The sequence below is a fragment of the Streptomyces sp. NBC_00029 genome (genome assembly GCF_045160505.1).
Lineage (GTDB): Bacteria > Actinomycetota > Actinomycetes > Streptomycetales > Streptomycetaceae > Streptomyces.
This window is the reverse complement of the sequence record NZ_CP108292.1, coordinates 6,922,008-6,934,314: the sequence shown is the minus strand read 5'-3', so window position 1 is coordinate 6,934,314 and position 12,307 is coordinate 6,922,008. Positions and strand designations below refer to the sequence as shown.

At 74.6% G+C, this 12,307-nt stretch carries 8 protein-coding genes; 3 read left to right on the top strand and 5 right to left on the bottom strand.

Going from position 1 to position 12,307, the window contains the following annotated elements; translation table 11 throughout:
* Positions 1 to 340 precede the first annotated feature (340 nt).
* A complete protein-coding gene (locus OG753_RS32170) occupies positions 341 to 940 on the bottom strand; it encodes an acyltransferase (RefSeq protein ID WP_327265092.1) in 600 nt (199 codons plus the stop codon).
* Positions 941 to 1,250: 310 nt separating this feature from the next.
* Between OG753_RS32170 and OG753_RS32165 the strand changes: the two genes are divergently transcribed.
* Positions 1,251 to 2,138 carry an ion transporter gene (locus tag OG753_RS32165; protein ID WP_327265091.1) on the top strand — a complete coding sequence of 296 codons (888 nt, stop codon included), beginning with the start codon at positions 1,251 to 1,253 and terminating at the stop codon, positions 2,136 to 2,138.
* Positions 2,139 to 2,160: 22 nt separating this feature from the next.
* Here the strand turns inward: OG753_RS32165 and OG753_RS32160 are convergent, their stop codons facing one another.
* The 4 genes from OG753_RS32160 to OG753_RS32145 all read right to left on the bottom strand — a co-directional run bounded on the left by OG753_RS32160 (position 2,161) and on the right by OG753_RS32145 (position 10,232).
* The gene (locus OG753_RS32160) at positions 2,161 to 5,742 is read right to left on the bottom strand and encodes an SAV_2336 N-terminal domain-related protein (protein ID WP_405791095.1); all 3,582 of its coding nucleotides are present in this window, start codon (positions 5,740 to 5,742) and stop codon (positions 2,161 to 2,163) included.
* Positions 5,739 to 6,842, bottom strand: coding sequence for an AAA family ATPase (locus OG753_RS32155; RefSeq protein WP_405792893.1), 1,104 nt, complete (start codon positions 6,840 to 6,842; stop codon positions 5,739 to 5,741). The genes OG753_RS32160 and OG753_RS32155 overlap by 4 nt, the downstream gene beginning before the upstream one ends.
* Positions 6,843 to 6,912: 70 nt before the next feature.
* Complete coding sequence (locus tag OG753_RS32150) at positions 6,913 to 8,958, bottom strand: hypothetical protein (RefSeq protein ID WP_405791094.1); 2,046 nt, start codon at positions 8,956 to 8,958, stop codon at positions 6,913 to 6,915.
* A complete protein-coding gene (locus tag OG753_RS32145) occupies positions 8,955 to 10,232 on the bottom strand; it encodes a hypothetical protein (protein WP_405791093.1) in 1,278 nt (425 codons plus the stop codon). The genes OG753_RS32150 and OG753_RS32145 overlap by 4 nt, the downstream gene beginning before the upstream one ends.
* Positions 10,233 to 10,473: 241 nt before the next feature.
* On the opposite strand from OG753_RS32145, the gene OG753_RS32140 reads away from it, so the two are divergent.
* Together OG753_RS32140 and OG753_RS32135 are read left to right on the top strand one after the other, a co-directional pair.
* Positions 10,474 to 11,439, top strand: a complete 966-nt coding sequence (locus OG753_RS32140; protein ID WP_405791092.1) for a trypsin-like serine peptidase — start codon at positions 10,474 to 10,476, stop codon at positions 11,437 to 11,439.
* Between the two features lie 123 nt (positions 11,440 to 11,562).
* Complete coding sequence (locus tag OG753_RS32135) at positions 11,563 to 12,165, top strand: TetR/AcrR family transcriptional regulator (protein WP_401678163.1); 603 nt, start codon at positions 11,563 to 11,565, stop codon at positions 12,163 to 12,165.
* Positions 12,166 to 12,307: the final 142 nt, after the last annotated feature.

The window sequence follows — 12,307 nt, the reverse complement described above, 5'->3', positions numbered from 1 at the left end:
GGACGGACCTGGCGGTCGTCACTCCGTGGAGGGGGACTGCGCATGACGGCCTCCGCGCCCGCGGCGATGTCACGCCACCGGCACGAACCGTCCGAAGGCTGCCGTCTGGATCCCCCCAGCGATGCCTCGGACCGGGACACGCGTGAACGGCAGTGCCCGCAGGCGCGGTGTGCCCGCGCCGGACATGGCAGTACCCTCGGTGCCCTCGTCGTACACAACCCCCCACTGAACATGGCCTGTTGCCTGCTCAGATCCCGTGTGCAGGGACACGTTATGCCCGCGGATGTTCGTTGATTGTGGTTTTGAGGAAATGCCGGTGCCCTAAATTGCCGACATTCCGTCAGGTTCGCTCGATGAGCGTGCCGTCCTTCTCCTCGTGCAGCGCTCCGGTGCGCGGGCACTCCCAGGTGCCCGCCTCGCCCTCGCGCTCCACCAGCCGGACTCCGGCCCGGCCGACCCAGCCGATCCGCCGGGCCGGCACACCCGCGACGAGCGCGAAGTCCGGCACGTCCCTGGACACCACGGCGCCGGCCGCCACGAGCGCCCAGCGCCCCACGCGCACCCCGGCCACGCACACCGAACGGGCCCCGAGCGAGGCCCCCTCGGCGACCACGACCCCGGCCGGCTCCCAGTCGCCGTCGCGCTTGATCGCGCCGTCGGGGTCGACCGCACGCGGGTAGAAGTCGTTGGTGAGCACCGCCGCGGGGCCGATGAAGACCCCGTCGCCGAGCTCCGCGGGCTCGTAGACGAGTGCGTAGTTCTGCAGCTTCACATGGTTGCCGATCCGTACGCCGGGCCCTACGTACGCCCCGCGTCCCACGATGCACCCGCGCCCGAGCCGGGCTTCCTCGCGGATCTGCGCCAGATCCCAGATCGTGGTTCCCTCACCGAGTTCGGCGCTCTCGTCGACCTGGGAGGAAGGCTGAATACGGACACTCACGGCGCGGTCCCCTAACGGCTGCGAGATGTACGGAAGCACACGTGCACGATGTACGGATGTACGGAGTGCGGGTGTACGAGGCGAGCATATGCGCCGACGGCCCGCTCCACCCGTGGATCAACCGACTGTTCACTCAACGCACTTGATCCCGTCCCGGCCGGCCGCGCCCCCCACCCGCCCTGACCTGCCCGATCCTGGTCGGTTCGGCGCATCGGCGGGGCGGAAAGGGGTGAAACCCGATCGCCCCCGGGGCGTTAGAGGGGTGGGCCGCCACTTCGCCCGCGGCGCAGTCGAGAGCACGAGGAGCACGATGACAGACCCGAAGCCGGCCGGACGTGGTCGGATGAAGCTGGCAGCCCGATGCCGGGTGGCCACGGAGGCCCCCGCCTTCGGGATGGTCGTCTTCTGCGCGATCCTCTTCAACGCCGCGTTGATGGGGGTGGAGACGTACAGCGGGCTCGCCTCGGAGTACCGGCTCGTGCTGCAGGGCGCGGAGAACTGCTGCCTGGCCCTGTTCACCCTGGAGATCCTGCTGCGCGTGGGCGCGTGCGCCGACCGGCCGAAAGCATTCTTCCGCGACCCGTGGAACCTCTTCGACCTCGCGGTCGTGGCCAGCGCCTTCATCCCGCTCGTCCGCGAGAACGCCACCCTGCTGCGGCTGCTGCGCCTCGCCCGCGTCCTGCGCACCGCCCGTTTCCTGCCGCACCTGCGCATCCTGCTGATCGCGGTGGGCCGCAGCCTGCCGGGCACCGCCAGCTTCCTGTTCATCGGCGCGCTGGTGCTGTACGTGTACGCCATGGTCGGGTGGGTCTGCTTCGCCGAGTCCGACCCCGGGCACTACGGCTCGGTGGGCCGCGCGATGCTCACGCTCTTCCTTCTGACCACGCTCGACGGCCTGACCGACGCGGTCCGCGCCGGGCTGCAGATCTCCCGGCTGAGCATCATCTACTACGCCTCCTACGCGCTGCTCGCCTCCTTCGTCCTGGTGAACGTGCTGATCGGCGTCGTCCTCAACTCCCTGGACGAGGCACGCGAGATGGAGGACGAGGCGAACCGCACCCCGGCGCCGGGCGCGGAGCCCGACGTACGGGCCAGGATCGCCACGGCCCGCCGTGCCCTGGACGAGATCGAGGCGAGCCTGCCGGTGCCGGGCGACCGGCCGGAGCGGCAGCTGGAGGCCTCGCACAGCGGGGTGTGAGGGGCTCGGCCCGGGCAGCAGGTCATCCCGCGTCGGTGGTGATCAGCCGGATGTTCCAGGTGCCGTCCGGGCACTCCTCGATGTTCCAGCCGCCCGGCCCGCCGCCCGTGAAGTCGGGGACCGTTTCGAAGCGCACGCCTTCGAAGCCGACCCTGCCGCGGAAGGCGGCCCCCGCGAAGTCCGCCGGCCCCTCGAACACGGCGCCGTTGCAGAGCAGCCCGCGCCCCCACGTCGCGGACGCGAAGGAGACGGGCCCGGCGAAGCCGGCCGCGCTCATCCCGGCCAGGCCGCCGAAGGCGGTGCGGGAGAAGTCCGCCGTACCGGCCACCTGCACCCCGTACAGATCGGCGGAGGCCTCCAGCACGGCCCGGCCGAAGGAGACGTCGTCCAGGAAGACCGCCTCCTTGAACCCCGCGGATCCGCGAAAGCGCGTCCGGCGGAACGTGGCCGCACGGTGGAAACGGCTCAGTCCGAAGTCACCGGCGTTCTGGAACACCGCGCCGTCGAGGGAGAGCGGCCCGCGGAAGGTGGCTCCGGCGAATCCGGCCCGGCCCCCGAACACGGCCCGGACGAAGGAGGCACGGTCCGCGAACTCGATGTCCGCCCGGTTCCAGTCGTCCACGAAATAGGCCCGGTCGAAGGACGCCGGCCCCACCCGGACGGGTCCCGGGCCGCGCGGCTCCAGCGCCGTGAGCAGCCGTGGGAGCAGGCCGTGGTCGAAGGTGGTCCCCCGGAAGTCCACCGGTGATCCCGGTGTCAGGGCGGCGAGGTGCTCCCGCTGCTCCTCGGCGCCCAGATGCGCCAGGCACCGCTCGTGGCCGGGCAGCCGGATCCCGATGCAGGCCCACGGCTCGGCCTCCGAGGCGTCGAGTCCGCAGGTCGGCCAGCCGACGGCCACGTCAAGGAGCGCGTCGGACTCCATCAGCACCTGCCCGAGAATCTCGACGAGAGGATGGTCGTCGGCGCAGACCCAGCCCTCGCCCCTGGCGCCCAGCCGCTCCAGGGAGATCCGGGCGGGGAACCCCATCAGGTCGCCCAGGTCCTCGTACAGGCGGTCGGAGACCGCGAGGACGAGGGATCCGGGGGATGCCGTCCGCCGCAGCAGTTCCGCGACCGCCGGCCGTCCCGCCAGCCGGCCCGTCTCGGCCGGCCCGGCGCCGACGGCCACCGCGAGGGAGGGGTGCATGCCGGCCATCCGCCGGTAGCCGTATCCCGCCATGACCGCGGGCAGTTCCCGCAGGAGCCGGCCCGCCTTCCCGTGGGCGCCCGGCGCGTCCAGGGCGACCAGCAGCGGCGCGTCCCCCTCGCCGCCGGTCAGCCGCCCGCCGACGCCGGCCCGCGTCATGAGCTCGGCCAGCATGTCGCGCGTCTCCGCCTTCGGCGAGCTCCCCACCGGGTACGTGCCGTCATCGCCGGGCAGCACCGCCAGGCACACCCCGGTGCCCGTCCCCGCTGCCGGGCCCGCCGGCTGCCCGGGATCCTCCAGCACCGCGCGGAATCCGGGCTGACCCAGCAGGGCTTCCGCCCGCAGGAAGACCATGCGGTGGGGCCAGACCGTGTGGACGACGCCGGCCAGCACGCCGTCCACGGAGACGGGGCCGCCGCGGAAGTGCGTCCAGCTCTCCGGGTCCGCGGAGAGCCGGACGAGTTCGCCGTTGCGGGCGCCGTCGTGCGGGGTCGGCGCAGCCGTCAGCGCGACCGGGTCCCCCTGGTCGGTGCGGCCGTCGATCCGGACCCGGGCCGGCTCGCGGTCCGCGGGCATCCAGGGCAGCGGCTCCGCGCAGAGGGCCGGATCCACCAGGTCCTCTTCGGCCCGGAGCAGCATCATCCGGGGCACGGCCTCGTCCCACCACACCGGGCGGCAGGGGATCTCCCGGTCGCCGGGGCGCACCCACACCACCGCGCCGGGGGCGAAGGGCCCGTCCCCGACCGTGAGGACCAGGCGCGGCGTCAGCAGGATGCCGACCTCCTGCGGCTCGGGCAGCGCGTCGTGGCGGACCCGGACGACCCGGTCGGCCAGGCCCGGGTCCTGCGCCGGGCGGGCCGCGAAGGGCAGGGCCTCCTGCGCCACCCGACGGCGGCCCTCGCGGCCCGTGGTCACCCGGGTCGCGGAGAAGTCCGGCCCGGTACCGCGGTTGCGGGACATGTACTCCCAGACCCGGCCGCGCACCAACTCCCGTACGGCTGCGACGTCCCCGCGCAGCTGCGAGCCGAGCAGGGCCTCCCGCACGCCGGGCAGGAACTCGAACTCCGCCTCCGCCGCGTCCCGTCCGGCTGCCCAGGGCTCGAAGAGCCCGCCGAGGGCGACCTCCGCGAGGTGGCCGTGTTCCGAGTCGCGCAGCATGGAGCGCCGGACGAGGGTCATCACCGGCAGCGTGAGCGGTACGGCGGCCAGGTGGGCGGCGAGCTGCTGGGCGGTCGGGGAGGCGCTCGCCCGGAACCGCTCCACGACCGCGAGGGCACTGAGCCCGCCGCCGGGGTCGGCATCCTGCGGGGCGCTCGCGGCGCCCGCCACGGCGTCCAGGCGCAGGCACGCCAGCCGCCGCCACCGGCCGTCCCCGGAGACCACCCGCACCAGCCGGGCCAGGCTTGCGGAGGCGACGCCGACCACCGGGACGACTGCCGCGGCGGCCGGGCGGCGGGCACCGCGGGCGCGGCGGGCGACCGGCATCCGCTGCCAGGAGCGGGTGGCGGCGGCCGGCCGCTCGGCGCGGACGGCGAAGGGGGCGGGCCGGACGGCGCCGCGCGTCCACAGCCGTTCGGGCAGGACGTTCAGGACGGCCACGGCGTTGTGCGCGCACCAGTGCCGCAGCACACCCTGCACGGGGGCCTCCCGCCAGCCGCCCGCGACGGTGTCGGAGACCACGAGGATCAGGCGGCGCCCCGCGGGGTCGGCCAGTTCCAGGGGGTTGCGGGGCGGGCCGCCGTGGCCGCCGGTGAGCATCGGGGTGGCGCCGGCACCGGTGCCGGTCAGCCGCCAGGTGCGGACGTCGCGGAAGACCCCGCTGCGGGTCAGGGCCCGGCGGACCTCGTCGACGTGGTCCGCCCAGAGCAGCATGGAGTGGTGGGTGTCCACGACCAGTGCCAGGTCGAGCCATCGGCTCTCGGCGGGGCGCAGGACCGGGGTCGTCACCATCCGTTCGATGCTGCGTTCCACGGTGAGCTGCTCGTCCAGTTCCTCCCCGGGGCCGCCGATGGAGCGCCGGCCGACGGGCCGCAGGGCGCGCATGAGGGCGAGCGGGTCGTCGAGGGAGGCGGCCCGGGGCAGTCGCAGGGGCGAGCCCCGGCGCTCGGTGCCTTCGTCCGCGGATTTCCCGGCGGGGCCGCGGGGGGCGGCCGGGAAGAGCCGGACGGCCGGCTCACCCTGGGCCGGGGTGACCGGCCCGGGTGGAGGAGCACCGGCCCCGGGGGGCAGCGGGTCCGGGAGCGGCGGCTGCTCCCCCGGCGGGCCGGCGGCGGGGTCCGCGGACGGGCGGTCCTCGCCGCCGGCATCGATCCTGGCCGCCAGCCACAGGATGTCGGCGATCTCCTCCGCCCCGACACCGGTGCGCGGGACGCTGCCGTCGGCGCCGTCGGCGAGGGCCGCGAGCAGCTTCTCGATCACGCCGTGGGCCCGGTCAGGTGCTGCATGACGGTGTCGAGGAAGCGTCCCCGGTCGGAGGGCGCCGACCAGGCACCTGCGAGACGGAGCTGGATGGCGTTGAGGAGCTGGTCGGTGGCCAGGTCCCCGTCCTCGCCGCGGTCGAGGAAGGCCTGGACGAGGTCCTGGTACTCCTCGTGCTCCTCGCCGGATCCGATGTCGATGCCGAGCCGGCGGCGCACGATCCGGGCGAGCTTGTCCGGTCCGGGCGGCTCCAGGTGGAGGCGGACGCAACGGCGCAGGAAGGCGGGCGGGAAGTCGCGTTCGCCGTTGCTGGTGAGGACGACGACGGGGAAGTAGCGGCACTGGACGCGGCCCTGGGTGATCCGTACGGCCGTGTCGGGGTCGTCGTCGGTGCCGATGGCGACGGTGGGGTCCTCCTGGGCGAGGCGGGCGAGTTCGGGGATCTGGAAGCCGCCGTCCTCGAAGACGGTGAGGAGGTCGCCGGGGAGGTCGATGTCGCTCTTGTCGATCTCGTCGACGAGCAGCACGCGGGGGCGGTCCTGCGGCAGCAGGGCGGTGCCGAGCGGTCCGAGGCGCAGGTAGCGGGAGATCGACGGGGCGGAGCGAACGTCCTCTACGGACACGGGGAAGGACGCGGGCACGGGCGCCGGTGCGGGCACGACCGGCCGGGGCAGCGCGCCGGGGGTGCGCAGTTGCTCCAGCCCGGCCTCCTGGAGGCGCCCGATGGCGTCGTAGAGGTACAGCCCGTCGCGCAGCACGGTCCGGCTGGTGATCGGCCAGTGCAGTACGGGTCCCAGGTTCAGGTCGGCGGCGATGCTGTGGGCGAGCGTGGACTTGCCCACGCCCGGCTTCCCGGTGACCAGCAACGGCCTGCGCAGGTGCAGCGCCGTGTTGACGACGTCCTTCTCGGGCTCGTCGGGTACGTATCCCTCGCCGCGCTGCCGGGTGCGCTCCCAGGCCGCTCCCGAGCAGCCGGGCGGCGCGTATCCCGGGTCGGGTGCTCCGGTGAAATCCCGCCAGGGTGGCGGGGATCCGGCCTCCAGGCGGGCACGCCGGTCCGCGCCCTCGCCGCTCCCGTGGTACAGCCACCAGTCCTTCACCACTGCCCCTGCCTCCCTCTTCGCTCTCGCCGTCCGTCGGCGGTCTGTGGTCGGTGATCGGTGATCGGGGTCAGGCCAGGGACCGGAGGCCCGGCACGTCGTCGGGATCGTCCCACAGGAGCACCAACCGGTCTCCCCCCGCGGGAGGTTGACAGGCGTGCGCAGCGCCCGCGGCGGCGCTCGCGGCCGCCCGGCGCACCTCCCGCACGCGTGCGGGCAGCGTGAAAACGTCCAGTGCGCCCGCGTCGGGGCGGCCGTCCGGCCCGGCCGGGGCCAGCAGTTCGAGGAGGGCGGGCGCGGGCGGGCCGCCCCCGCGCCGCCACACGGCCACCGGGAGGCCGCCTTCGAGCACGGCCTCCAGCAGTCCGGCGTGCGGGGCGGCCGTGGTGTGCGCGAGCACGCAGGCGGGCTCCGGCCCCGCCGCCAGTTCCATCCCGAGCATGTCCGTGACCTCGGCGTCCGTCACGACCCGTACGGCGTCGCGGTGCCGGCCGCCCCGGTCGTGCAGCCAGCGCCAGGTGGCGTGCCACTCGGCGCGCGTGTCCGACCGCTCCTGCGGGCAGCGCACCACCACCTGGTGAAGCAGGCCGAGGGCGCGGAGCCGGCCGGCCGGTCCGCGGGGCACCGGCCACTGGTCGAAGTCGGCGTCCAGCAGCTCGTAGGGCACGTGGAACTCGACGCGGTCCACCGCGGCGTGGTCCGCCGCGCCTGCGACGAGGGTCAGTTGCCGTACGAGTTCCTCCCGGACCTCGTCCAGTGCGACGGGGCGCCCCTCCGACTCCCATATGTGTTCGGTCCGTTCGCCCCGCAGCCACATCCGGGCCAGGAAGCCGGGCTCCCCGCCCGGCGGTGCCTCCAGCCGGACGTGCAGGATCCTGCGGCGGGCCGGTGGCGGGGGCGGCGGCAGCACCGGCAGGGCGAGGCGCTCGCGCGTGGCGCGCACCCAGTCCAGCAGCCGGGGCGCCCACCTCGCGTCGCCGGCCGCGGCGGCCCGGTCCGCGAGGAAGCGTACGAAGGGCACCGCCAGCGGCATCCCGCCGTGCCCGCCCTGGCGTTCGTCCAGGTCCTGGACCACCTCCAGCAGGCCGCCCGCGGGCAGGCCGCCGCGCGCCGGGGTGGTGCAGCCCGCCACCTTGAACGCCCAGGCGTAGGCCTCGTAGGCGCAGCGCGGCAGTTCGCGGCCCTCGAACAGATCGCCGAGCCCGTCCCAGGCCACCTGGTCGAGGCGGGCGGACCCGGCCGCCCCTGCCGGTCCGGCCCCGGACGGCTCGTCGTCGAGGAAGGAGCAGGCGTCCCAGTTGCGGTCCACGATGAACTGCGGCAGCTGCCAGCCCTCGCCGCGCTCGCGCAGCTCCTGGAAGGTGCGGTGGATGCTGAGGGCGGCGCCGGGCAGCCCGCCGACGCTCTCCCGAACCGACCTGCCGCCGAGTTCGCCGAGCAGGGCCTCGGTGAAGCGGCCCGCTCCGCGCTCGGCATCGTTCTGGGCCACCTCGCCCTCGCGGGAGGCGTAGAGCCGGAACTGCCGTCGGCCCGGGACCCAGCTTCCGCCGCCGTAGTCGTTGTTGCCGAAGTTCAGCCGGCCGTCGCGCGGCGCGTGGACCCGGCAGGAGTCGACGAGTGCGGCCTGCAGCGGGAAGCGGCGCTGTTTGACGAGGTCGGTGCGCCACCAGCGCAGCGCCGAGTCGAGGTTGAGGTGTCTGATCAGTTTGGTGCTGGCGTCGGCGCAGGGCAGCATCAGCTCCTGGTGCGGCCCGAGGTAGCCGTGTCCGGCCCAGAAGATCCACAGCAGGTCGCCGTCGCAGTCCGGGAGTTCCTCGAGCAGCGCCTGCTTGACGTGCTTCTCGGTCGCCGGCCGGTACGCGGTGCGCAGGGCGGTCATCGCCGGGGAGTCCGTCCAGTCGAGGTCACCCGGTTCGTCGAGCGGCGACAGCAGCAGCCGTACGTTGCCGGGCGGCACCTCGCCGGGGCCGGTCAGCCACCGGGCGAAGCGCAGCGCGTCGCGGGCCGGACCGCGCAGGTTCCAGCGGGGGCTGATGTCGTAGCGCTCGACCCCGGCGACGAGTGCGAAGGTGCGCTGCGGGCCGAGGGCCGGGGGCAGGAGGCCGGCGGGATTCACCCGATCCCCGCCTCGGTCACCGCCTGTTCGATCCGCTCGTAGAGGGCGTCCTGTTTCCAGTAGGCGCTGTGGCAGGCCGGGAAGGGCTGCCGGCTGCGGATCTCGTGGTCGGTGACACGGGCGTCGCCGGGGAACACCGGCGCGGCGAGGTAGGAGAGCACGTCGTGGCGGTCGTAGACGTTGAGCCAGCGCGGGAAGCCGTACGGGAGTTTCGCGCCGGGTTCGAGCGCGGTCAGCGCGCCGAGCTCGTGGAGGAACGGGGCCTGGGAGCCGACCGTGACCAGCAGTTCCGCCCCGGGGACGGCCTCGCCGCGGGCGGCGGCGAGGGTGAGGAGGTCCACCAGGGCGATCCCGCCGAGGCTGTGGCCGATGAGTACGGTCGGTCCCGGGGCGGCGGTGATCCGGGCGTGCAGGAACTCCCGCAGCTCGTGGCCGCGGGACTGGTAGCGCAGGATGTCGCCGAGCACGGGGGTGGCGCCGACGGTCAGGGAGCCGCGCCGGGCGTTGAGCAGGGGCTGGGTGGTGACCCGCTGGGCCAGCCGGCCCAGGACGGCGGCCGCGCGGGCGCCGGGAACGCGGCCGTCGCCGCCGAGGCGGGTGGTGAGCAGTTCGACGAGGCGGTCGCGCTCGGCTCCGGTGCAGTCGGCCTCGTCGGCGGCGACGGCGGCGGTCAGGGTGGCGGCGGTCACGGCCCGGGCGAGGGCGGTGGCCACCTCGCGGGCCTGCGGTTCGCCGGTGGCACGCGCCCCGGCCCGGGCGGCTTCGGCGGAGCGGATGACGCAGTCCAGGGCGGCGGCGAAGTCCGCGGCGAGGCCGGTGCCGTGCAGCAGGGCGCCGAGCTCGTCCCCGGTGCGCGGCGGCTCGGGAGGCAGGTCCTCCAGCAGCCCGAGCACCCGGGCCCCGGCCGACTGCACGCCGGGCATCGCGAAGGGATCGTCCCCGTCGTCCCCGTCGTACCGGTCATCGCCGGCCGCGCCCTCCCACCCCGCCTCGGCCAGGACCCGTAGCTCGCACAGCGGGTCGGCGAGCAGCAGCGCCCACTCGGCCGTCTCCGCGTCCGCGGGGTCGGGCGCGTCGGTGTGCTGCGGGCCGGGGCGCAGTCCGGGGACGGAGACGCCGCCCGCGCCGAGGGTGGCGCCGAACCGGTCGCCCCAGTAGCAGGACTCGACGGACGTTCCGGGGAATCCGGCCGTGAGCCGCTGCCGGACCAGCGCGAACAGCCTGTCGTGCCGCTCGCGCCGTACCCCCGTGCCGTGGACAAAGAGAAAACGCATCGCAGCCCCGCCCCCCTCGCGCAGTCGTCCCCCGCCCGGCACCATAGCCCGGCGGGGGTAACAGGGGCCATGGAACGCCGAGTTCGGCGTCCACGCGCGGGACGGGACGTGGAGAACGTCTCGGCAGGCGGGGTACGGACGGCGGGGGCTGTGAGCACGGACACGTCCCCCGCCCGGAACCCCGACCACTGGTCCCCCATCGAACGAAGAGTCGGAAAGCGTCTGGGGCGGGGAGCAGCACATGGTCGGCAAGGCTGACGAGCGGGAACGGGAGCGGGGCCGGGTGGCCCCACGGGGTTCCGTGGCCGTCGGCCTCCTGTGCACCGTGGTCCTCGCGGGCGTCGGATTCGTCGCCTGGGAGCTGCGCGGCATCGCCGCCAACCGGGCGGACGGCGATCCGGCCCGGGGGATCTACCAGCAGGACCCCGAGCGCGCCGACAGGACGGCGGCCGCGGTGCTGGACGGGATCGTCCGGGAGGAACTGGAGCAGCCGACGGACGGCAGGGCCTTCGCCGACGGCGGCTCGGTGAACTGGCGGCGCACCGGATGGCAGCCCTCCGACCCGCTGGAGGCCCGGCCGGCCCCGGCCGAGCCCGCGATCGGCGCGCTCTTCTCCCCCGGCGGCGACGGCGACCCCGACCACCACTGCTCGGCCGTCGTGGTGCACTCCCCCGGCGGCGACCTCATCGCCACCGCCGCGCACTGCGTGTACGGCGGCGGCTTCCGCACCAACCTCGCCTTCGCCCCCGGCTACCGGGACGGGGTGGCCCCGTTCGGCGTCTGGGTGCCCACGCGGATCGACGTGGACCCGCGCTGGACGCGGGACCAGGACCCCGACCACGACATCGCCTTCGTCCGGCTGCGCCGGCCCGGCTACCCCGGGCAGCGGCTGGAGGACGTCACGGGGGCCCAGACCATGGGCTTCGGCACCGAACTGCCCGCGCCGGCCCGGGTCGTGGGCTACCCGAACATCTCCGAGCAGCCGCTGGAGTGCCGGAACACCGCCGTGCCGGCCGGGCCGACGCAGGTGCGGCTGGACTGCGCGGACGTGCCCAACGGCAGCAGCGGGGGCCCGGTCCTGACCGACCGCAGCACCCTGATCGGGGTGATTGGCGGCCGCGACGGGGGCGGGGACGACGAGACCTCGTACAGCGTCCGCTTCGGCGACGGCGTCCGCGCCCTGTACGAGCGCTCCACCAAGCCCTAGAGGGTGTCCTGCCGATCACGCCCTGGAGTGCCCTTTCGGAAAGGTCTTCCGGTTTCCGGGAGTTGCTAGGCTCGTCGGCACCGATTTCGGGACGCACCGGGAACACACCGACGGGACCGCACCATGTCTCCAAAGCAACAGCGTGGCGAGGCCACCGTCGACCTGCTCCTGACCACCGCGCTGCGGGTGTTCGCCGAGTCCGGCCAGCAGGGGTTCACCGTGAACGCGGTGGTCTCCGCCAGCGGGGTCAGCCTCGGCAGCCTCTACCACCACTTCGGCAGCTTCGACGGCCTCGCCGCCGCCCTCTACATCCGGTGCATGGACGAGCTGTGCGACGACATGGTCGCCGCGCTGACCCGGTGCCGCACGGCCCGCACCGGTGTGCGCGCGTGGGTCACGGCCTATCTGACCTTCACTCAGGAACACCGTGACGTGGCGCTGTTCCTGCACGCCTCCGCCTATTCCGGTTACCTGGTGGCCCACGCCGAGGAGATCGGCGCGGCCAAGGCGGAGAAGTTCGCGGCGATCATGCAGTGGCTGGGGGTGCGCATGCAGCGGGGCGAGCTCGCCCCGCTGCCGGCTCCCGTGGTCGAGGTACTGGTCATGGGCCCGCTCGCCGAGGCCGCGCGGCGCTGGCTGTCCAGTACCTACGAGATCGACCTCACCGAGGCTGCCCGCTACCTCCCCGACCACATCTGGCGTTCCCTGCGCCCGGACCCCGTCTGACCGGGCCGGGTTCCCGGCGGTGAGGGGCGCGGCAGGCATGACGGGTGTGACGGGCGCGACGGGTATGGCCTTCTGGGTGGTTGTCCGGCTCGTCGTCGTTCATGTCGCAGAGTCTGCTGCGAGAGGGGCGCCCGGGGCAGGC